The sequence below is a fragment of the Peribacillus sp. JNUCC 23 genome (assembly GCF_053653995.1).
The window spans coordinates 154,806-176,458 of record NZ_CM132202.1; the positions used below are offsets into that span (position 1 = coordinate 154,806).

18 protein-coding genes and 2 rRNA genes are annotated in these 21,653 nt (G+C 43.3%); 17 read left to right on the plus strand and 3 right to left on the minus strand.

The genetic code is table 11. The annotated features are described in order from the left end of the window. Positions 1-7 precede the first annotated feature (7 nt). From JNUCC23_RS00850 to rpsI, 6 genes are all read left to right on the plus strand, one after another. A complete protein-coding gene (locus JNUCC23_RS00850) occupies positions 8-2,296 on the plus strand; it encodes a beta-glucosidase (RefSeq protein WP_454213777.1) in 2,289 nt (762 codons plus the stop codon). Between the two features lie 181 nt (positions 2,297-2,477). Next, positions 2,478-4,013 carry a right-handed parallel beta-helix repeat-containing protein gene (locus JNUCC23_RS00855; RefSeq protein WP_454215940.1) on the plus strand — a complete coding sequence of 512 codons (1,536 nt, stop codon included), beginning with the start codon at positions 2,478-2,480 and terminating at the stop codon, positions 4,011-4,013. A 98-nt stretch (positions 4,014-4,111) separates the two neighbouring features. Continuing rightward, positions 4,112-4,360 (plus strand): hypothetical protein, encoded by a 249-nt coding sequence (locus JNUCC23_RS00860; protein WP_454213778.1) that lies wholly within the window; start codon positions 4,112-4,114, stop codon positions 4,358-4,360. 1,321 nt (positions 4,361-5,681) lie between these two features. Then, complete coding sequence (locus JNUCC23_RS00865) at positions 5,682-6,191, plus strand: YfiT family bacillithiol transferase (RefSeq protein WP_454213780.1); 510 nt, start codon at positions 5,682-5,684, stop codon at positions 6,189-6,191. A gap of 259 nt (positions 6,192-6,450) precedes the next feature. Beyond that, positions 6,451-6,828 carry a DUF4181 domain-containing protein gene (locus JNUCC23_RS00870; protein WP_403077998.1) on the plus strand — a complete coding sequence of 126 codons (378 nt, stop codon included), beginning with the start codon at positions 6,451-6,453 and terminating at the stop codon, positions 6,826-6,828. 168 nt (positions 6,829-6,996) lie between these two features. Next, a complete protein-coding gene (gene rpsI / locus JNUCC23_RS00875; RefSeq protein WP_454215942.1) occupies positions 6,997-7,062 on the plus strand; it encodes a 30S ribosomal protein S9 in 66 nt (21 codons plus the stop codon). A gap of 90 nt (positions 7,063-7,152) precedes the next feature. Here rpsI and JNUCC23_RS00880 read toward each other — a convergent pair whose 3' ends face one another. Then, positions 7,153-7,338 carry a tyrosine-type recombinase/integrase gene (locus JNUCC23_RS00880; protein ID WP_454215944.1) on the minus strand — a complete coding sequence of 62 codons (186 nt, stop codon included), beginning with the start codon at positions 7,336-7,338 and terminating at the stop codon, positions 7,153-7,155. Between the two features lie 930 nt (positions 7,339-8,268). Here JNUCC23_RS00880 and JNUCC23_RS00885 point away from each other — a divergent pair. From JNUCC23_RS00885 to JNUCC23_RS00915, 7 genes are all read left to right on the plus strand, one after another. Further along, positions 8,269-8,628: a P-II family nitrogen regulator gene (locus tag JNUCC23_RS00885; protein WP_454213782.1), complete on the plus strand. Its 360-nt coding sequence runs from the start codon at positions 8,269-8,271 to the stop codon at positions 8,626-8,628. Positions 8,629-8,633: 5 nt separating this feature from the next. Next, a complete protein-coding gene (locus JNUCC23_RS00890) occupies positions 8,634-9,944 on the plus strand; it encodes an ammonium transporter (RefSeq protein WP_454213784.1) in 1,311 nt (436 codons plus the stop codon). A 572-nt stretch (positions 9,945-10,516) separates the two neighbouring features. Then, positions 10,517-10,750 carry a transposase gene (locus JNUCC23_RS00895; protein ID WP_253722866.1) on the plus strand — a complete coding sequence of 78 codons (234 nt, stop codon included), beginning with the start codon at positions 10,517-10,519 and terminating at the stop codon, positions 10,748-10,750. A gap of 117 nt (positions 10,751-10,867) precedes the next feature. Then, entirely contained in the window at positions 10,868-11,089 is a 222-nt protein-coding gene (locus JNUCC23_RS00900) for a hypothetical protein (protein ID WP_403078001.1), read from the plus strand. Positions 11,090-11,334: 245 nt separating this feature from the next. Further along, entirely contained in the window at positions 11,335-11,775 is a 441-nt protein-coding gene (locus tag JNUCC23_RS00905) for a DUF2521 family protein (protein WP_403078004.1), read from the plus strand. A 101-nt stretch (positions 11,776-11,876) separates the two neighbouring features. Continuing rightward, on the plus strand, positions 11,877-12,602 hold the full coding sequence (gene cwlD / locus JNUCC23_RS00910) for an N-acetylmuramoyl-L-alanine amidase CwlD (protein ID WP_403078007.1): 726 nt from the start codon (positions 11,877-11,879) through the stop codon (positions 12,600-12,602). Between the two features lie 133 nt (positions 12,603-12,735). Next, a complete protein-coding gene (locus tag JNUCC23_RS00915; RefSeq protein ID WP_403078010.1) occupies positions 12,736-13,797 on the plus strand; it encodes a P-loop NTPase in 1,062 nt (353 codons plus the stop codon). A 124-nt stretch (positions 13,798-13,921) separates the two neighbouring features. Here the strand turns inward: JNUCC23_RS00915 and gerD are convergent, their stop codons facing one another. After that, a complete protein-coding gene (gerD, locus tag JNUCC23_RS00920; RefSeq protein WP_403078018.1) occupies positions 13,922-14,536 on the minus strand; it encodes a spore germination lipoprotein GerD in 615 nt (204 codons plus the stop codon). A 144-nt stretch (positions 14,537-14,680) separates the two neighbouring features. On the opposite strand from gerD, the gene JNUCC23_RS00925 reads away from it, so the two are divergent. Further along, positions 14,681-15,364 (plus strand): KinB-signaling pathway activation protein, encoded by a 684-nt coding sequence (locus JNUCC23_RS00925; RefSeq protein WP_454213788.1) that lies wholly within the window; start codon positions 14,681-14,683, stop codon positions 15,362-15,364. 55 nt (positions 15,365-15,419) lie between these two features. Here the strand turns inward: JNUCC23_RS00925 and pdaB are convergent, their stop codons facing one another. Next, complete coding sequence (gene pdaB / locus JNUCC23_RS00930) at positions 15,420-16,172, minus strand: polysaccharide deacetylase family sporulation protein PdaB (protein ID WP_062187246.1); 753 nt, start codon at positions 16,170-16,172, stop codon at positions 15,420-15,422. Positions 16,173-16,305: 133 nt separating this feature from the next. Between pdaB and JNUCC23_RS00935 the strand changes: the two genes are divergently transcribed. The 3 genes from JNUCC23_RS00935 to JNUCC23_RS00945 all read left to right on the plus strand — a co-directional run bounded on the left by JNUCC23_RS00935 (position 16,306) and on the right by JNUCC23_RS00945 (position 21,536). Beyond that, the gene (locus JNUCC23_RS00935; RefSeq protein WP_454213790.1) at positions 16,306-16,545 is read left to right on the plus strand and encodes a hypothetical protein; all 240 of its coding nucleotides are present in this window, start codon (positions 16,306-16,308) and stop codon (positions 16,543-16,545) included. A 273-nt stretch (positions 16,546-16,818) separates the two neighbouring features. Then, positions 16,819-18,368 (plus strand): 16S ribosomal RNA (locus tag JNUCC23_RS00940). Between the two features lie 232 nt (positions 18,369-18,600). Then, a 23S ribosomal RNA gene (locus tag JNUCC23_RS00945) occupies positions 18,601-21,536 on the plus strand. Together the 16S and 23S rRNA genes form the textbook arrangement of a ribosomal RNA operon. The last annotated feature ends 117 nt before the right edge of the window (positions 21,537-21,653 follow it).

Below are 21,653 nucleotides of genomic sequence, written 5' to 3' on the forward strand. Positions count from 1 at the left end.
GATGACGATGGAACAGAAGATGCAGCAGATCGCTATCTCGCGATTCAATGAGAATGACACCGGTGAGACGGTTGTAATCAACAAAAAAGGTAGCAGCAAGTACCAGAACGGCGTATTCGCGCCTGAGGGTACCCTACCAGGATGTGAGTGGCAGGACACTGGTCGGCAGATCCATGGGATTGAGGATCTGGGCATCCCCACAATCCGCATGACCAACGGTGGTACAGGCGTTAAGGGCGGATCGTGTGGTAATGACCCGTTAGCTACAGGTCTACCGTCCACTCCGGCTATGGCTGCTACATTTGACCGCGAGCTAAACTATGAGGCCGGCCGAATCCTTGGTGAGGAGACACGAGCTTTCGCGCATCACGTGTTTCTCGGACCAGGTATGAACCTCATTCGTCACCCGTACGGTGGCCGGAACTATGAGTACTTCAGTGAGGACCCGTATCTGACAGGTATCCTTGCGATTGAGCAAACAAAGGGCATCCAGGACCAGGGAGTCCAGGTCCAGCTCAAGCACATGGCAGGAAACGAACAGGAAACTGAGCGTTGGACGATGGGTGTCCAGGTTCCCTCAAATGCCATGAACGAGTTGTACATGTTGCCATTTGAGATGACCGTCAGAGATGCTAATCCAGCCTCCGTGATGTGTTCGTTCCCGGATGTTAACGGAACTTATGCATGTGACAGTTCTGAACTTCTTCAAGATGCCCTGCGTAAAAACTGGGGCTTTGACGGTTACGTCATGAGTGACCGTCGCGCGATTCATGACACAGTAGCTGCTATCAAAGCTGGTACGAATGTCGAGCTTGACTGGGCACCACAGTACTACACTCAAGAGAAGATCCAAGAGGCTCTCGACTCAGGTCAGGTGACCGAGGACGACATCGACAATTTACTTCGTCCGCGTTACATCAAGATGATCGAGTTTGGCCACATGGACGAGCCTTACGACAAATTTATGCCGGAGATCGTTGATCCGATGCTCAACGGCGCTAGCGCACGGAAGATGGCCGAGGAAGGCTCCGTGCTGTTGAAGAACGACAACGGCTTCCTGCCACTGGACGGCGAGCCAAAGTCGATCGCGTTGATCGGCATTGAGACGTTCGCTGGTTCGGCAAAGATGTCACCTCGCTCTGTTCGTGACGACAATGATTATGTAGTGACTCCATATACGGTCACACCACAAGAAGGCTTAGAGAATGTTATTAAAGAACTTGGCTATAACACTGAAGTGAAGTACAACGATGGCAGTGACCCGAAAGCCGCTGCTAAGCTTGCCGCTGAGTCCGACGTCGTGCTTCTTATGATCGGAGACAATCCACATGAGACGGTGGACCGTGATACCCTCGGATTCCCAGCCTTGAACCTCGAAACGGGCTTGGCTGAGCAGGAGCCGGTGATCGATGCGGTTATGGAAGCTAACGCGGAGAACACTGTTGTGGTATTGAAGACTTCTGGTACGTCGCTAATGCCATGGTTGGATGAAGTACCTGCAGTTCTTCAGGCGTGGTACCCAGGTATGGAGGATGGCAATGCCGTTGCTAACCTGCTTTATGGTAAGGTCAATCCTTCTGGTAAGCTGCCGGTGACGTTCGGTGCCACTGAGCGTGAGGCCGCATTCGCGACTGAAGTGCAGTACCCTGGAACTCGTCAAGATACTGGCAAACCAGGTGGCCCTGGCGCGTACGGTAACGGTTCCAAGCAACTAATTGCCCAGTACACAGAGGGCCTTGAGATGGGCTACCGCTGGTACGAGGCAAACAACGTGAAGCCGGTCTTCCCATTCGGTTACGGCTTGTCGTACACGACTTTCGAATATGACAAACTTAAAGTGAAGAAGGTCCAAGATAAAGGATCGTCGACTGGTATTGATGTGTCCTTCACGATCAAGAACACAGGTGACGTTGCTGGTAAAGAAGCTGCACAGGTCTATCTGACTCTACCAAACGAGGCAGGTCAGCCGACTAAGCGTCTTGTTAACTTTGAGAAGGTTGACCTTGAGCCAGGTGAAAGCCAACAGGTGACTGTGCGAATTAACCAGGCTGACTCTAACCACCCGTTCTCCTATTTCATTCCGGAAGAGCCGGACAACCTGGCGAACTGGGCTGACGGCGAGTGGGCCACTGTTGACGGAAAGTACCGCGTGCATGTCGGTGGTTCCTCGGCAGACACTCCGTTGGAAAAAGACATCCCGTTGAACTTCAAACTCAACAAGGATAACGGTAAGGGCAACAACAAAGGCAATAACAAAGGCAATGGCCAAGGCAACAACAATGGCAACAGCCAATGAAAATAGCAATGGCAAGGGGAACTCTAATCGGTAGGCCCCTGGCCATGGGATGATGTCGGCGACCCGTTAGGGGCGTCGGGGCATCCCGAAGGCGGTGAGCGCGTGAGCTCACCGCTTTTCTCGTCGCCTCCATGGGCGATGAAAGGGACGAAAAGAGTCAAGGAAGGACGTGAGAAGTTTGATGAAGAGATCCGTTCGGAACATCCGGCGAGGTCCGACGTATTCGTGGTGGGTGGCCCTTGGCCTGGTGTTCTTCTTGACCGCATGCACTGTTGAGGAATCCGACGGACCGGTCGAGAGCGATGAAGCCGTAGAACCCGCACCGTCCGAGAGTGATAAAGCCGTGGAACCTGCTCCGTCCGAGCAAGGCGACTGGCAGCTCCCTGGCTTGGTGGACAGGTCCGGCAAGCCGATTGAGGTACCGACACCGGGTCCGGTCACGGGCAAGACCCTGAATGTTACGGACTTTGGGGCAGATCCGGATCGGGACTCGGACGACGACGCAGCAGCTATCCGGGCGGCCCTGGACGCGGCCGTACCGGGTGACGAGGTCTTGCTGCCGGCTGGCACGTATGACCTGCGCTCCACTGACCCGGCCGACGAGTCGGCAAACATCGTGTTGCACAGCGGCGTGGACCTGCGCGGCGAGGGCCAGGAGAGCACCGTGCTGCTGACCTCCCTCGACGGCGAGAATGACAGCCGGGTGATCCGCGGCTCCGGTGTCCACGACGTCATCGTCGCTGACTTCACCATCACTTCCCGTCATGAGGGTCCACTCGGCGACGACCCCGACCCCGACGACGGCGACGCGGGTGGCGGCCCGATGTATGGAATCTACCTCGGAGCCCATGAAGGGCAGGGCAGCTCCCGGGTCCTGGTGGAGAACCTGAGCATCCGCAGGTTCGAGCGTCACGGCATCTCTGTCAAGGCCAGCCGTGAGGTGACCCTCTCTGGAAACTATGTCAGTGAGGCAACTGCCGTCGGTCCCGGCGGACAGGGCTACGGCATCGCTATCGAGGGCTCAGTGGACCAGCACGACCCGGATGCCGCCAACGATTCCCGGCACAACGTCGTCATCGGCAATACCTTCGATGGCAGGCATCTGCGGCACGCTATTTTACTGCAGTTCCCCACGCACAACAATCTCGTGGCGGAGAACACAATCGTCGGCAGCCACCTCGACGCCATCGACCTGCACGGCGAGGGTGAATACCTGAACGAGGTCCGAGATAACACGGTCATCGGCGGGCATCGGGCAGGCATCGCGCTGGGCAATTCCGGCGGGGCCAAGAACAAGCACGATGCCTCAGGACCTGGAAACTGGGTGCACTCCAACGACCTGATTGGAAACCGTCAGGGAGTCCTCGTCATCCTGGGAACTCCTGACACGCTCATTGAGGATAACAGGATCACCGCCGGGGAGGATTCAAAGGCCGGCATCGAGGTCCGCAATGGGCCGGGTACCGAGTTGCGCGGTAACCACATCACTGGAGGGACTGACGGGTTCTGGGCCATCCGGCTCAATGAGGATCGCGGTACTGACGGACGGGGCACAGGAATCCCCTCAGGCATCATGATTGAGTCCAACGTTATTCGACAGACCGCCAACGGCATCAGGATTGATGCAGGGGAGGACCTGAGCTTGGTGGAAAACGTCGTTGACGGCATCGACGGAGCCGAGCTGAGGGTGGCCGACGGAATAGAGGTGAGCCGGTAGGCCCAGCAATTGGGACACCAGCACCTGATTGCCCAGGGACTTGGACATCTTTTCGCCGTCCAGTCCCGCCATGCCGGCGTGGAAGAAGGCACGGATCAGTGCTCAAACTAAGAAAGTTGGTATTTGATTCCCGTGCTAAAGAGATAGCAGACAATAATATGCGTTATCTATCACAGGAACAAAAGAATGAAACCATTTATAACATTTCCATACAAGAATTGAAGAAAGGTAATACTTTCGAAGATGTATTTGGTAATGAAACGAATTTAGATTATATGATTCAAGCAATTAAAGCAGAAGCGAAGTACCTTGAAAAAGACTTTGCTAAAGAGGTGGCTAGTATGTAATTTAATCCCAAAATTTTATAATTATGTAACCCTAGGTACTAGCATATCCGAACCTCTTTAAACGTGAGGTGGGGCAGATATAAAATGAACCGCAAAAGCTAGACGTGAATTTTATGTTGCGTTTTGGATATTCCATTAATCTGGCTTTTCTTTGAACTAAGTAAAGAAAATTCAATAGGGATAAATGTGGCACCATCTGTCCAACCAAGGGTAAGCATGTGAAATCCCTTATGGAAACGCAACGGTGCGAAAGTTGAGTAACTAGTAATTCTTATTTTAACTTCTATAATTAACCCAGCCTTCATCAAAAAGAGGGCTGGGTTCTATCTAATAAGTTCGCTCATTTTTCACATAAACCATATTTAATATATTCACTTACTACTTATTCAATATTTGCTTCAACATAAAATAGGCATACTAGATTGTTCCTAATCGACAAAATGTTTAACAGCGGTGGCATCCCCGTGGCATGAATGATGGCATGCAATTAAAAATAATCGATGATAATTACTTAGTATTAATTGAGTTAAAAAGTGCAAATCCTTTTATATAAAGGGATTTGCAGCTACTGTTGGTAACTTATAAGAATCAACGACACGCCTTTGACAGGGTGAAGCTCGAAATAAAGTATTAAAATGATTTTATTTTAAAGAAGTAATCACTAAAATTTTCACCTTTAATCTGTATTAATCTAATGGCTGAAAAAAGCAGGTGAGTAACAATTCATCTGCTTCAAAGATTTACACTACTAACTAATTTTACACATCACTCATAGAAAACCTTGTATTAATAACGTTTAAGACCTATTTCGATCACGACCACCAGTGACAAGGCTCAATTTCATCAGATATTGATGTTTATAATCTAAATAAATTATTATATTCTAACTAATTCAAATAAGTAATACACTTAAAGCTATTTATTGTTTATATACTGATTAGTACAAAACTTAATTATTTTAGATCGCTGAAGAGCGGTCAATCACCCTATTGGCCTGTCATAGCTTAGGGTGATTTTTTTGTCCATTTAATGAATAAGCGGAAAGTATAAGTTTTTGAACAGTGCCTAGCTTCAGCGCCCAGCCCCTCGAGTCACTTCTCCTTCTCCTACGAAGGCGAAAAACGCCTTCTCGTCGGGGCTAAGCAGGCGCTTACGCTTTTTTATGTAGGATTTATAGAAGGATTTTAAACGTTAATACCGAAATACATAATGGATCATGATTTACAGCATTTTGAACAGATTGATGGAGTGATTCGTACATATTCATTTATGTAATAATAAATAAGTAAAGAAATAACGAATAGGGAAAAGGGGATTGAAAATGGATGTAAGATACCCGATTGGAAAACTGCAAGTTTCTGAAAAAGTGACATTAGAAAATATTCGAGAATCGCTAAAGGAAATCGAAACTTACACGATTCGATTAAGAGAAACTGTCGACTCATTAAGTGATGAGGAATTAAGCAGAACTTATCGTGAAGGTAGCTGGACAGTTCGTCAACTTGTTCATCACATTGCAGATTCTCAGTTGAACATGTATCAACGTTTGAAGCTGGCTTTAACAGATGATAATCCAACAGTACCAGCCTTTGATGAAGAAAAGTGGGCTATTCAACCGGATACAAAGCTTCCTGTAGAAAGTTCTATTAAAATGTTAGAAGGTATAAATGAGCGCATCGTATCTTTAGGACATAGTTTAACTGAAGAGCAATTAGATCGAGCTTTTACTCACCAGATAAACGGTAAAATAACAGTTGCAACAAAAGTTGCAAAATTAGCTTGGCACGAAGAGCATCACTTAGCCCATATAAAAATCGCATTATCAAAATAATACAATATGTATAGAAGTGGCTTATCGAACCTCGATAAGCCGTTTTTAAAATTAAAATAAGGAATAATTACAGAAGTTTTATTCAACTAAAGGGCCAGATTGTGGACCAACTCTTTTGAAGAAAATTAGATTTCTAAGCAAATTTTTCAAGGAGATTGTAAAATTTATACTTAAAGTAAAGATGCAGATTAGTTAAACAAGATAATTGGAAATATTATGGAATAATAAAGATAACATACATATAAATGGGGGATTAGTTGTGGGATTTTTGATTTTAATGATTGTTCCTTTTATTATTGTTCTTATTATTTTGGGGTTCTTATTAGAAATAATAATAAATAAATTACTTGGTGTTGAAAAGAAAAAGATTTCCGAAACTTCTGGTAAAAAAGTAGACCGATGGGGAAGAGGTATTATTTTGGTTATCTTTTTATGCACTCTTCCGTTTGTTATTACAAAGGACATAAATGTTATGAAGTGGTATTGGATTCTCTATTTAATATTATTATTGGGTTTTCAGTCTATTCTGGAGTGGAATTACCTGAAGAACTCAAAACAACATGTTACTACACTTATTTTTCTAATGCTAAGTGTAACTATTATGTATAATATAGAGTATTTTCTTCAATTATTGTGATGGGGTGTAGCTTTAGTTGAATAAGTAAGGGTTATTTTTGACCACATTCTGACCAACAAACAGATATAAGAGTATATTATCAAATTTTTATTAAACAGAAAAAGATCCCGATAAATCAGGCTTTCAGTAAATCATTTTATTCCTAATTTCTTCATATTTAATATATAAATAAAAGAACGTAAAAAATACGGTCTTAAGGGCACGCGTCGTGCACCTCAGTTCTCAAAACGTTAATTTTATTACGTTTCAAGGCTCTCAACCGATTTGGTTGGGGTTCTTTTTTTATGTGCGAAAAAGGTTGTGGTCACTTCTGATCCCCGCAAATCATAGTTCAAGGTATTTTTGGGATTTTTGTGCAGTTTGCTCTTTTGGTGTGCCTGTTACGTGTGTATAAATGTTCATTGTCATTTGTATATCAGAGTGACCCAAACGCTCCGTCACCCCTTTTATACTTGCTCTAGCTTCGAAAAGAAGGGAAGCGTGTGTATGACGTAACCTATGAATAGTAATTCTGTGAAGTTAGTGTTTCTTGATTACAATATTGAGATTCTCATTTAGATAAGTTAAGCGGAGCGGAGTGCCGTCACCCCGTGTAAAAACCATTTTATTACCATCATCTTTATTCACATTAGCTAAATCCGCTTCTATTTGCCGTATACGCCACTTTTTGAGTAAGGATATTCTTTAGTGTCTAAATTAATTAAACGCCTAGATTCCTTTGTTTTAGACGTTTGAAAGATAAACTCCCCATTGTTATGAAATAGTGTCTTTGTAAAGCGAATAGAACCAGCCTCAAAGTCTATATCATCCCATGAAATAGTACATAATCAAGGAACGCTAATTTTTGTTTCGTGATTGTTAGGAACTGTTTTATCTCATCCCTTTTTCAGTAATTCCACTCATCAACTTCATTTTCGTCATTGATCATTTCCTTTTGCTGTCTAGGTATACTTACATGCTCTAATGGGTTTTTCGATATAATGTCCGTTATGATCACATATTTAAAAACTTGGTTAGCCTGAATTTTTATATCATTTGGATCTTGTTCAATTAACGAGCAGGATAGTTGAATATCATTTTATATTATTTAAGTATTCAAGTTATTAGTAACTGCACAATATGAATGATCTTAAAATTAGATTGATTTTATAAAAAAGTTATATTATTCAGATTAATAGTAAAGTGATAAGATAAATTTAAAGAGAAAGACATTTTTTGAAATCCAAAAAGGTGCTTCTTATTAAGCAATTAAGCAGGGCATATCGATGCTTTGTCAGTTAAAACATTTTAGTTCACAAACTGGTGACTTTGAATACAGGTGCTGGAGATGAAATCCCCCGCTTTTTAAAAGGGCTTGTTCACAAGTGAGCATAAAAGATTTAAGAAGCAATGGTTATCATATAGCGTCAGAAAATTTACCATATATAAAAGGTGGTTTAAATGAAAAAAATCGAAGCAATTGTAAGGCCTGAAAAGCTAACTGAAACGATTAAAGGGTTAAAAAAGATAGGAATTACAGGGTTTACTGTATCCCAGGTAGTCGGAAGAGGAAAACAGAAAGACAGTCAGGGAGTCTATCGCGGGAAAAATTATAAAGTAACTCTTCGTCCAAAAGTGAAATTAGAGATTGTCCTTTCAGATTATCTGGTTGAGCTAACGATTAAGAAAATTATAGATTCTGCCCAAACCGGAGAAGATGGTGACGGTAAAATTTACGTTTATCCGATTTTAGAAGCCTATAACATTCGAACAGGAAAAGCAGACTATGATATTGATGATTTGGTAAATGGGGAGGACTAACTACCGTGGAACTAATTTATTTAAATACCGTATGGATTGTGTTAGCTGCGGCAATGGTGCTATTTATGGAAGGCGGATTTAGTTTACTGGAATCTGGTTTTGTTAGAACTAAAAATGCTGTCAATGTAACAATGAAGATTTTTGTTGATTTAACGATAGGAGCATTAGCTTTTTGGTTAGTTGGTTTTGGTATTATGTTTGGGAAAGATACATTTGGAATCATTGGTACCACTTTATTTGGTAGTCCAGAAAAGATTGTTCTTTCCATTGAATTACCTAGTGCGGCCTTTGTACTGTTTCAAATGGGATTTGCAGTAGCTTGTGTCTCGATTGTTTCGGGTGCAGTAGCTGAACGTATGAATTTTAAAGCCTATATATTAACAGTAGCACTTATATGTATTATCATTTATCCACTTTCAGGTCATTGGATTTGGAACAGTGATGGTTGGTTGGCGAATTTAGGAATGAAGGATTTTGCAGGTTCGGCTGCTATTCACGCGGTAGGGGGGTTTATTGCTTTTGCAATGGCAAAAGAGTTAGGACCGAGAAAAGGTAGATTTAATTCGGATGGAAGTGCCAATGTTTTTGCACCTAGTAATATTCCTTTAGCTTCAGCTGGTGCATTTATTTTATGGCTGGGTTGGTTTGCTTTTAATGCAGGAAGTACGTTAGATGCTTCTAATGCAGATCTCGCGTCAATTGCCCTTAATACAATGCTTGCAGGAGCAAGTGGAGGTGCCGCTGCCCTGTTCATAACGATGAAAAAGTTCGGAAGAGCAGATCCAAGTATGACCATTAATGGAATATTAGCTGGACTAGTGGCAGTCACAGCTGGATGTGCCTTTGTTGGTCAATGGAGTGCAATTATTATTGGGATAATTGGTGGTTTGATTGTGATTTATGCTACTTTCTTTGTAGACAATATAAAAGTAGATGACCCAGTGGGAGCTGTGGCGGTTCACGGCTTCAATGGAGTGTTTGGAACGATTGCGGTGGGATTGTTTGATAAGTCTCAAGGTCTTTTGACAACGGGGGATTTCTCTCTTTTAAAAATACAAGTATTAGGTGCAGCAGTAGTCGTTATTTGGGGACTTATTGGTGGAGTAATTATCGCGAGGGTATGTGAAAAGACTGTTGGCTTCCGAGCGAGTGAACGTGAGGAAGAAGAAGGATTGGATATGTCCTACCACGGCATTCCAGCATATAACGAATTAGAACGCTTCGCAGATATTCCTACCAGTTTGTATGATTTTGAAGAAACAACAGGTATATCAGTTGCTCCTGCTAGTAGTAATAGTAAAGAAAAGGTTGTATGACTTTAGTTCAATAAGCAAGGATCTTTGAAAGGTCCCAGGTTGTTATCTAATTGAAAGGAAGGGAGTGTCCGAGAACAAAAAATTGATCGCCAACAGCTTGTCTGTATAGTTGGAAAGTGGTTTCAATAATAGATTGAAGCTAGCCTCAGATATACTTCCCTATTAACTTCTCTTTGTGGTGATATCAAAGTTACAAAAATTACGGCTTTTTTGATCACGCAACATATAGAACGGTATATTGTTTGATTTTCATTTTAGTTAATAAACTGAAGCTGAACCTTGATACAATAAGGATTGTTTTATTTCATGTTTCTTCATAAATAAGCGAAAATGAAAGAACGTAAAAAATAAGGTCTTAAAGGCGCGCATCGTGCACCTCAGTTCTCAAAACGTTAATATTGTTTAGATATCAACGTTTACAGAGCCCTTTCTCGGATTACCGAGGAAGGGTTTTTATTTGCCGACATATCTGTTTAAATATCCCTTGAATCCTCTGCCTTCTAAATCCATTATTGAAGAATAAATGAGATGGCTAGTTCAAGAATCACAATGAATATACGGAAAAACTCAGTTTGGAAGAATGGCGTAACCTGGCCAATGACTCCAACATCGGGGCGTTTAAAACGTTTAATAGGTGGAAAACGGAAATACTGAATTCCTCCGTATATCCATATAGAAACGGTTATATAGAAGGCGTGAACAACAACACTAAGGTCATCAATCGAAATTCGTACGGAATCAAGAACTTTGGCTATTTAAGAAGGAAGATATTGTGGCGTCAGCTTATAAGGGAAGTGAGTGCCTAAAAGACACTCATTTCAAAAGGGGTGGATATTTTTGGGTGAACCAGATACCACCACATTTGACGGAGAACCCGTTTTGATTCAATTGGTTTAAGTGTTTGAATATGGAAGTATCATTTTATGAATTATTCAATGATGTGGGCAGAATTTGAGGAAATGGAAGTCGTTGAATTTGAAAAGGCTTGGAATCTGGGATTGATTATCAAAAAAGAGGATCTCCCAAAGGGCCCACTTCCGCACATTACATCATTTAAAGTGTGTGGGGGATGGGTCCGTATGGAGAGATCCTTATCACGAAAAAATGGCTTACCAACCGAAATCTATCGTGTAAATAAAGTTTAAAGTAAATGTCGTATTTTGTCGAAGGTTAAAGATTGGTGAGTACACCATAATTTGTTATATTCCTCGCTAAATATTGTTTGTATCGTTCTAATTGAGTGATGAGACTTGGTATCTATATGGGATCTAAACCCTCTATCGCAAATTTCCATCTAATAACTAGCATTGCTAACTCTGGCTCGCAGACACTATAGATAAGCCGGGAAATAACCTGGGAAATGGGGTCTGACCCCTTGGAGGTGCTGTTTGTGATTATAGAGGGTTTTGAGGAGCGTCGAAGAGTACGGCAGGTGAAGTATGAGCGGCGGTTGCTTCGGGATTTATCTGTGGAAAATATGAGGGCGAGAATTCGGGAGTTTTTTGGTTCTGATTCATATAATGGAATCCGTGTTTCTGAAGTTTTGGAGGAAGGTTGCTTTGATGTAGCTATCGAAAGCTATTTACTTGGGGGACATTATAGCAGATTTGGTTATTATGGTGAATCTGAAGATATGGTGAAGGTACGATGCCACCAAGAAGAGACACACCTTATTGATACACTATTTAACTTTATTCTTTATTGGGGGAAGATTGGTGAGCAAGAACTGTACAATGATAGCCTTTACTATAGGTGTAGTGTGTATGTTGAAATGTGGTGGAAGGAAGGATTTCGGACTGGGGAAAGATCATATAAATTAAGACTTCACTAATGAGTTAGATATGGTGATTCTCTAAAACAGCTTGTTCTACTTTTGGTAAAGTATACATACTTTATAGTATGTGGGACTAGGACAAGCGAGAGGTGATCCGAATGGTTAGAAAGTTGAAATATACAGGAGTAGCTCTTGGTCTGATTGCGCTATTCTTAATTGTGACGTTTAAATTTATGGAAGACGATTCTTGGAATGCATGGAATCTTCCTTTGTCTGGGAAAATTATTGTGTTAGATGCTGGGCATGGAGGAATGGATGGGGGAGCCTCTGCTGAAAATGTGTTAGAAAAGGAAATCTCACTGGCTGTAACAGTGAAAATAAGAGATTATCTACAAGAACAAGGGGCACTGGTTCTGATGACAAGGGAAAGTGACAAGGATCTTGCAGATGAAGATACGAAAGGCGTTCGTAATCGAAAGCAGGAAGATTTACACAATCGGGTTACCTTTATTAACGAATCGAATGCCGACTTATTTCTTAGTATCCATCTCAATTCCATTCCTTCAAAGAGGTGGAAAGGTGCTCAAACGTTTTATACAGGTAGATTCGAAGAGAATGAAAGGGTGGCAAAATTTATTCAAACTGAAATTATTCGTAATTTGGAAAATACATCTCGGGAAGCGAAAACAATTGATCAAGTATATGTTATGTCCAATGCAAAGAAACCAGGTGCATTAGTGGAAATTGGCTTTCTTTCGAATAATGAAGAAAGAACAAACTTAATTAAAGAATCCTATCAGGAAAAAGTTGCGGCGGCTGTTTATAAAGGGGTCTTACGATACTTTACAGAGGATTCAGTAGAGATTAAAGAATATAAAGAATAAAGTGTTTAAAAGTGACAGTAAGACTTATAAAAATGTAAAAACAAGTTCGGAAGCTAACAGATAAGCGATCACATTGGAATATGGTATACTACTAGTATTGGAAACGAATTCATTTAAGGTGGGTGCCTAGATCATGTTAACCGAAGATAGCATAGTGGATATATTAAAGGATCTTAATGACCCTTTTCTTCATAAAAGCCTGATAGAAACCAATGGAATTCTTGAGGTCAAAATTAAACCTGAAAAAAGTCATGTTAGTGTGAAAATAGCGATTGCAAAAACAGGGACTGCTGAACAACTACAATTACAAACGCAAATTGTAGATGCATTGAAAAGCGGTGGAGCATCTTCAGTGGGAATTCGTTTTTCTGAATTGCCAGAAAAGGAATTGGTGAAGCATCGTGATAGTATGCCACAAGAACAAGCTGATTTAGGGTTATTATCGCCTACGAGCAAGACGACCTTTATTGCAATCGCTAGTGGTAAAGGTGGAGTTGGGAAATCGACTGTATCTGTGAATATGGCGACTGCATTAGCTCGCCTCGGAAAAAAAGTCGGTCTCGTGGATGCTGATATTTATGGATTTAGTGTTCCAGACATGATGGGTATCTCCAAACGACCTGTAGTCCGTGGTGAGAAGATTATTCCGGTTGAGCGATTTGGCGTTAAAGTTATTTCAATGGGCTTTTTCGTAGAAGATAATGCACCGGTTATTTGGCGTGGACCAGTTCTTGGCAAGATGCTAAATAGTTTCTTTAATGAAGTGGAGTGGGGGGAGCTTGACTATTTACTTCTCGATTTACCTCCTGGAACAGGAGATATTGCGCTAGATGTACATACCATGCTTCCTTCATGTAAAGAAATCATCGTGACAACACCTCATCCAACTGCTGCATTTGTAGCGGCAAGAGCGGGTGCAATGGCGATTAAGACTGAACATGAAGTTATTGGAGTCATTGAGAATATGGCATTTTTTGAAAGTAAAGTAACTGGTGAAAAAGAATATGTATTCGGTAAAGGCGGGGGAGACAAGTTGGCAGAAGAGCTTCGCACAGAAGTATTAGGGCGTCTGCCTCTTCAACAACCAGATTGGAATGAGGAAGACTTCGCTCCTTCCGTTTATGCAGCAGAACATCGTTTGGGCAAAATTTATACAGAGATTGCTAATAAAATCATTCACACAAGTGCTAATTAAGAAAATTGTAAAGCGTAAGGTCATTAATGAGCTTTAATGCAATTCGCAAGCTTTTTTACCGAACTTTTTATATATCCTTTTATAGGGACTAGCGCAACTAACATTGTGCTAGTCCCTTAACAGTTTAACCTCCACCACCACTCGTATCTTCACCGGAAGAGCCTTTTTTCTTATCACCAGACTTTTGTTCAGATTGAAGATCGGTAGCAGCTTTTATGAGAATGTCTTGTATTTTGGCTTTTACTAAAGGGCTATCCATCGTTTCAAGTAGTGTTTCTTTATATATAGAGCGGATTTCATTGGATTTTAACAACTTATTAATTTCAGTTTGGAAACCAGGTTCTTTCATAATGGCCATGATCATTTCGCGGTAGCTTGGGTCTTTAGCGAGATCTTTTAATAGTTGTTCATGTTCCTTTTTTAAGCTGTTAGCATAATTAGCAGCAAATTTTGGATCTTTAAAGGAGTTTTCCCAGAATTTCTGGCCTTTATCCGATGTGATCGTTGTTTCAACAGCCTTTGTAACAACATCTTGATCTAAAATTAGTTCGCTTTTAATTGATTCGTCAGAAAGGACATCTTGAATTGCCTTTTTGCCATCATCTGTTTTTAAGATATCAACAACCATTTTCTTTGTTTCTTCATAATCCATTTTCGCTACGCTTGTTCCGTTTTGGCTACATCCAGAACCTACGAGGCAAAACATGGAGAACAATAATAAAGTAACTCCATATCTCATGTTAAGAGCCCCTTTCCTTTCAATTCACCATATATTTAATATGGATTAGAATAATGATTTTATGCGTTTTTAGAGAAAGGTGGATTTTTCACGTGTGGGTTGGTAAAATTAGAGAAAGAAAATGCTTACTTATGGGGGAAAATAATGAATAGCCGTAATATAGTTCGCTTATTTATATCAACGCTACTTGTTGGAGGTATATCAGGGGGTATAGTCGGTTTCGCTGTACGATGGGATGAGTTCTCTTCATTTGATTTAGTAGAGCTTTTATCTGTCTTTGTATGGCTTGTGGGGGTAGGGTTAATTTTTAGTGTTATTAGTCAGGCCGGCTTCTTTGCCTATTTAACCATACATCGATTTGGGCTTGGGATCTTTAAAAGCGCCTCATTATGGAATGGGATTCAAATTGTTTTGATTGCCTTTGTTTTGGGGGATCTTGTGTATTTTCGATATATGAAAATCGCCGATAAGGGAGAAGGGGTCTTGCCATTTGTTTATCCGGCGTTGTTTTTACTCATCTTTGGGGCGATTGTCGCCTATTTCAAAGTGAAACAAACGAATAAGCAAGCGTTTATTCCAGCTCTTTTTTTTATGACAGTGATTACTGTATTAGAGTGGGTTCCTGTTTTGCGTACAGATGATGATAGCTGGTTGTACTTTATGTTATATCCGTTGTTGATTTGTAATGTATACCAATTGTTGATTCTCAATCGATTGATTCATGCTTCCCAAAAAGAATTAGCTGAAAAGAGAGTAAATAAAGCAGCCGTTACGAAAAAGATGATGACTCCAAAGAAGAAAGATAAAATCAAGATCAAAGAAGTTTAAGCATCAAAAAGAACGGCACAAGGTACCAGACCCTTGTGTCGTTCTTTGTCTATGTTTACTGAATCTCTTCATGCTTTGTAGTGGAATTAGAAATCATCTCTGATACTGTAACAAAATTTAAGTCCTTTAAGCGGAGTTCTTGAATGAGTTCCGGTAATGCCTTATTTGTTTGTTTGGCCGAATCAGATGCATGCATAAGAATAATATCGCCTTTGTTAGCTTTATTGATATTTTGGACAATTGTATGTACACCTGGATTCGTCCAGTCCTTTGTGTCAATGCTCCAATGGACAACTGTATAGCCAAATCGTTCACCAATCTTTAACAAGCGTTTATCGAAATGTCCAGTCGGTGCGCGAAGGAGTTTAATGTCTTTAACATTCAACTTTTTAAATGCTTCTTGTGCTTTGGAAATATCTTTAATGATTTCTTCATCTTCTAAATCTGTATAATCTACATATGCATACCCCAAAATACCAATTTCATAACCTTCTTTTACTATTGTCTCAACAATTTCAGGATGACGTTCAGCCCACGACCCAGAAAGGAAAAAAGTAGCGGATGTGATTTTTTCATTTTTCAACGTCTCTAGTACAGGGGAAGCTTGTTTATCCCCCCATCCGATATTAAATGTGAGAGCGATGTTTTTTTCGCCCTTGTATACCGCTTTTGGCCCATCTGGTGTAGAAAAAACAGGAGCATGAAGAATGTTTTGAAGAAATAAAAACCATGCAGCAAATAAAGCGGCTAGTATAACTACGGCATATCGTTTAATTGACTGAGCACTTAAAACCCAGAAAAAGTTCATCAACATCACCTCGTCCACAATACTCTTGTCTCATATCTATTCAAATAAATTTGTCTTATGACTAATTAGAATATCTAGTTGAATTAGAAAGTGAAAGATTGGAAATAATAGGAGGACAAAGGAGTTGGTATGTATGATGGGATTAATGATTAATGAAATGGAACAAAAAGAATTGGAGTATGTTTTAAAACGTGAACTTGATGAAATTCTATTTGACTTTCAGGATGCTAGAATCGATACGTTTGTCAAACGAGCGATGGAGGAAAGATATAAAATCCTGTTTAATCTTTTTAAAAGAGTCGCTCCGACATCGGAATGCCTGAAATACATGAGAAGTAAAAAGCCGACCATGGAAAAAAAGGATTCGATTTAATGTATAAACATAATCTTTTTATAAAAAATGCATTGACTATCTTTTTTATCACTGTTATATTATAAAAGTCGCCGAAATACGAATTCTTAGAAAAGTTTTTTTGAAAAAACTTTTTTTGAAAAGGTATTGACGACTATTGGGAAGTTTGGTAAGATTTAAAAGTCGCTTACGAGATAAGCAACAAATTGCTCTTTGAAAACTGAACAAAACAAAGCGCCAACGTTTTAATTGAAGTGAGTACACACTATAACAACAAATGAGCAAGTCAAACACTTTTTGGAGAGTTTGATCCTGGCTCAGGACGAACGCTGGCGGCGTGCCTAATACATGCAAGTCGAGCGAATGATAGGGAGCTTGCTCCCTTGATTTAGCGGCGGACGGGTGAGTAACACGTGGGCAACCTACCTGTAAGACTGGGATAACTTCGGGAAACCGGAGCTAATACCGGATAATTTCTTTTCTCGCATGAGAAGAGATGGAAAGACGGTTTCGGCTGTCACTTACAGATGGGCCCGCGGCGCATTAGCTAGTTGGTGAGGTAATGGCTCACCAAGGCCACGATGCGTAGCCGACCTGAGAGGGTGATCGGCCACACTGGGACTGAGACACGGCCCAGACTCCTACGGGAGGCAGCAGTAGGGAATCTTCCGCAATGGACGAAAGTCTGACGGAGCAACGCCGCGTGAACGAAGAAGGCCTTCGGGTCGTAAAGTTCTGTTGTTAGGGAAGAACAAGTACCAGAGTAACTGCTGGTACCTTGACGGTACCTAACCAGAAAGCCACGGCTAACTACGTGCCAGCAGCCGCGGTAATACGTAGGTGGCAAGCGTTGTCCGGAATTATTGGGCGTAAAGCGCGCGCAGGTGGTTCCTTAAGTCTGATGTGAAAGCCCACGGCTCAACCGTGGAGGGTCATTGGAAACTGGGGAACTTGAGTGCAGAAGAGGAAAGTGGAATTCCAAGTGTAGCGGTGAAATGCGTAGAGATTTGGAGGAACACCAGTGGCGAAGGCGACTTTCTGGTCTGTAACTGACACTGAGGCGCGAAAGCGTGGGGAGCGAACAGGATTAGATACCCTGGTAGTCCACGCCGTAAACGATGAGTGCTAAGTGTTAGAGGGTTTCCGCCCTTTAGTGCTGCAGCTAACGCATTAAGCACTCCGCCTGGGGAGTACGGCCGCAAGGCTGAAACTCAAAGGAATTGACGGGGGCCCGCACAAGCGGTGGAGCATGTGGTTTAATTCGAAGCAACGCGAAGAACCTTACCAGGTCTTGACATCCTTTTGCCCTCCCTAGAGATAGGGACTTCCCTTCGGGGACAAAAGTGACAGGTGGTGCATGGTTGTCGTCAGCTCGTGTCGTGAGATGTTGGGTTAAGTCCCGCAACGAGCGCAACCCTTGATCTTAGTTGCCAGCATTTAGTTGGGCACTCTAAGGTGACTGCCGGTGACAAACCGGAGGAAGGTGGGGATGACGTCAAATCATCATGCCCCTTATGACCTGGGCTACACACGTGCTACAATGGATGGTACAAAGAGCTGCAAACCCGCGAGGGTAAGCGAATCTCATAAAGCCATTCTCAGTTCGGATTGTAGGCTGCAACTCGCCTACATGAAGCCGGAATCGCTAGTAATCGTGGATCAGCATGCCACGGTGAATACGTTCCCGGGCCTTGTACACACCGCCCGTCACACCACGAGAGTTTGTAACACCCGAAGTCGGTGAGGTAACCGCAAGGAGCCAGCCGCCTAAGGTGGGACAGATGATTGGGGTGAAGTCGTAACAAGGTAGCCGTATCGGAAGGTGCGGCTGGATCACCTCCTTTCTAAGGAATATAACGAGCGCTTTTGTTTTGTTCAGTTTTGAATGAGTAATTCATTCATTCGTGGTAAATGAAAGCAACAGATTAGTCTTTTGCTTATTCGTTGCCGAATCGTTCTTTGAAAACTAGATAATAGATAGAAGGCAAATTTTTGCATTAATTTTTTCAAGACATCAAGTAAGACCTTTTAACAACTAGGTTGTTTGATAAATTTTTCGTTTATCAGCCACCATATGGTTAAGTTAGAAAGGGCGCACGGTGGATGCCTTGGCACTAGGAGCCGATGAAGGACGGGACTAACACCGATATGCTTCGGGGAGCTGTAAGTAAGCTTTGATCCGGAGATTTCCGAATGGGGAAACCCACTGTTCGTAATGGAACAGTATCTTTACCTGAATACATAGGGTACTGAAGGCAGACCCGGGGAACTGAAACATCTAAGTACCCGGAGGAAGAGAAAGCAAACGCGATTTCCTGAGTAGCGGCGAGCGAAACGGAAGATAGCCCAAACCAAGAGGCTTGCCTCTTGGGGTTGTAGGACACTCAACATGGAGTTACAAAGGAACGGGGTAAGTGAAGTGATCTGGAAAGGTCCGTCAAAGAAGGTAAAAACCCTGTAGCTGAAACTTCGTTCCCTCCTGAGTGGATCCTGAGTACGGCGGGACACGAGAAATCCCGTCGGAAGCAGGGAGGACCATCTCCCAAGGCTAAATACTACCTAGTGACCGATAGTGAACCAGTACCGTGAGGGAAAGGTGAAAAGCACCCCGGAAGGGGAGTGAAATAGATCCTGAAACCGTGTGCCTACAAGTAGTTAGAGCCCGTTAATGGGTGATAGCGTGCCTTTTGTAGAATGAACCGGCGAGTTACGATTTCATGCAAGGTTAAGTTGATAAGACGGAGCCGCAGCGAAAGCGAGTCTGAATAGGGCGCATGAGTATGAGGTCGTAGACCCGAAACCAGGTGATCTACCCATGTCCAGGGTGAAGTTCAGGTAACACTGAATGGAGGCCCGAACCCACGTACGTTGAAAAGTGCGGGGATGAGGTGTGGGTAGCGGAGAAATTCCAATCGAACCTGGAGATAGCTGGTTCTCTCCGAAATAGCTTTAGGGCTAGCCTCGAGATGAGAGTATTGGAGGTAGAGCACTGATTGGACTAGGGGCCCCCAACGGGTTACCGAATTCAGTCAAACTCCGAATGCCAAATACTTATTCTCGGGAGTCAGACTGCGAGTGATAAGATCCGTAGTCAAGAGGGAAACAGCCCAGACCACCAGCTAAGGTCCCCAAGTTTACGTTAAGTGGAAAAGGATGTGGAGTTGCTTAGACAACCAGGATGTTGGCTCAGAAGCAGCCATCATTTAAAGAGTGCGTAATAGCTCACTGGTCGAGTGACTCTGCGCCGAAAATGTACCGGGGCTAAACGTAACACCGAAGCTGTGGATGGATACCGTATGGTATCCATGGTAGGAGAGCGTTCTAAGGGCGTTGAAGCTAGACCGGAAGGACTGGTGGAGCGCTTAGAAGTGAGAATGCCGGTATGAGTAGCGAAAGAAGGGTGAGAATCCCTTCCACCGAATGCCTAAGGTTTCCTGAGGAAGGCTCGTCCGCTCAGGGTTAGTCGGGACCTAAGCCGAGGCTGAAAAGCGTAGGCGATGGACAACAGGTTGATATTCCTGTACCACCTATACATCGTTTGAGCGATGGGGGGACGCAGAAGGATAGGGTAAGCGCGCTGTTGGATATGCGCGTCCAAGCAGTTAGGCCGGAAACGAGGAAAATCCCGTTTCCATTAAGGCGGAGCTGTGATGGCGAGGGAAATATAGTACCGAAGTTCCTGATTCCACGCTGCCAAGAAAAGCCTCTAGTGAGATGTAGGGTGCCCGTACCGCAAACCGACACAGGTAGGCGAGGAGAGAATCCTAAGGTGTGCGAGAGAACTCTCGTTAAGGAACTCGGCAAAATGACCCCGTAACTTCGGGAGAAGGGGTGCTTTTTAGGGTGAATAGCCCGGAAAAGCCGCAGTGAATAGGCCCAGGCGACTGTTTAGCAAAAACACAGGTCTCTGCGAAGCCGCAAGGCGAAGTATAGGGGCTGACGCCTGCCCGGTGCTGGAAGGTTAAGAGGAGAGGTTAGCCGCAAGGCGAAGCTTTGAATTGAAGCCCCAGTAAACGGCGGCCGTAACTATAACGGTCCTAAGGTAGCGAAATTCCTTGTCGGGTAAGTTCCGACCCGCACGAAAGGCGTAACGATCTGGGCACTGTCTCAACGAGAGACTCGGTGAAATTATAGTACCTGTGAAGATGCAGGTTACCCGCGACAGGACGGAAAGACCCCGTGGAGCTTTACTGCAGCCTGATATTGAATTTTGGTACAGCTTGTACAGGATAGGTAGGAGCCTGTGAAGCCGGAGCGCTAGCTTCGGTCGAGGCGTCGGTGGGATACTACCCTGGCTGTATTGAAATTCTAACCCGCGCCCCTTATCGGGGCGGGAGACAGTGTCAGGCGGGCAGTTTGACTGGGGCGGTCGCCTCCTAAAATGTAACGGAGGCGCCCAAAGGTTCCCTCAGAATGGTTGGAAATCATTCGTAGAGTGTAAAGGCACAAGGGAGCTTGACTGCGAGACCTACAAGTCGAGCAGGGACGAAAGTCGGGCTTAGTGATCCGGTGGTTCCGCATGGAAGGGCCATCGCTCAACGGATAAAAGCTACCCCGGGGATAACAGGCTTATCTCCCCCAAGAGTCCACATCGACGGGGAGGTTTGGCACCTCGATGTCGGCTCATCGCATCCTGGGGCTGTAGTCGGTCCCAAGGGTTGGGCTGTTCGCCCATTAAAGCGGTACGCGAGCTGGGTTCAGAACGTCGTGAGACAGTTCGGTCCCTATCCGTCGTGGGCGCAGGAAATTTGAGAGGAGCTGTCCTTAGTACGAGAGGACCGGGATGGACGCACCGCTGGTGTACCAGTTGTTCTGCCAAGAGCATCGCTGGGTAGCTACGTGCGGACGGGATAAATGCTGAAAGCATCTAAGCATGAAGCCCCCCTCAAGATGAGATTTCCCATAGCGTAAGCTAGTAAGATCCCTGAAAGATGATCAGGTTGATAGGTCAGAGGTGGAAGCGTGGCGACATGTGGAGCTGACTGATACTAATCGATCGAGGACTTAACCTTATTGTTCTTGAAAAAAGCAAAAATCCTTCTTATTATCTAGTTTTGAAAGAATGAAAAAATATAATAGATTTTATTTTTAAAATATATTATAATAATAAATGTCTTTCAAAAAAAGAA

Bases quoted from the DNA above. Each gene is read 5' to 3' on its own strand.
- JNUCC23_RS00850 (WP_454213777.1), top strand. From the start codon at position 8: ATGGAACAGAAGATGCAGCAGATCGCTATCTCGCGATTCAATGAGAAT.
- gerD (WP_403078018.1), bottom strand. From the start codon at position 14,536: ATGAGATATGGAGTTACTTTATTATTGTTCTCCATGTTTTGCCTCGTA.
- JNUCC23_RS00900 (WP_403078001.1), top strand. From the start codon at position 10,868: ATGAATTATTCAATGATGTGGGCAGAATTTGAGGAAATGGAAGTCGTT.
- JNUCC23_RS00885 (WP_454213782.1), top strand. From the start codon at position 8,269: ATGAAAAAAATCGAAGCAATTGTAAGGCCTGAAAAGCTAACTGAAACG.
- cwlD (WP_403078007.1), top strand. From the start codon at position 11,877: ATGGTTAGAAAGTTGAAATATACAGGAGTAGCTCTTGGTCTGATTGCG.
- JNUCC23_RS00855 (WP_454215940.1), top strand. From the start codon at position 2,478: ATGAAGAGATCCGTTCGGAACATCCGGCGAGGTCCGACGTATTCGTGG.
- JNUCC23_RS00915 (WP_403078010.1), top strand. From the start codon at position 12,736: ATGTTAACCGAAGATAGCATAGTGGATATATTAAAGGATCTTAATGAC.
- pdaB (WP_062187246.1), bottom strand. From the start codon at position 16,172: ATGAACTTTTTCTGGGTTTTAAGTGCTCAGTCAATTAAACGATATGCC.
- JNUCC23_RS00865 (WP_454213780.1), top strand. From the start codon at position 5,682: ATGGATGTAAGATACCCGATTGGAAAACTGCAAGTTTCTGAAAAAGTG.
- JNUCC23_RS00935 (WP_454213790.1), top strand. From the start codon at position 16,306: ATGATGGGATTAATGATTAATGAAATGGAACAAAAAGAATTGGAGTAT.
- JNUCC23_RS00925 (WP_454213788.1), top strand. From the start codon at position 14,681: ATGAATAGCCGTAATATAGTTCGCTTATTTATATCAACGCTACTTGTT.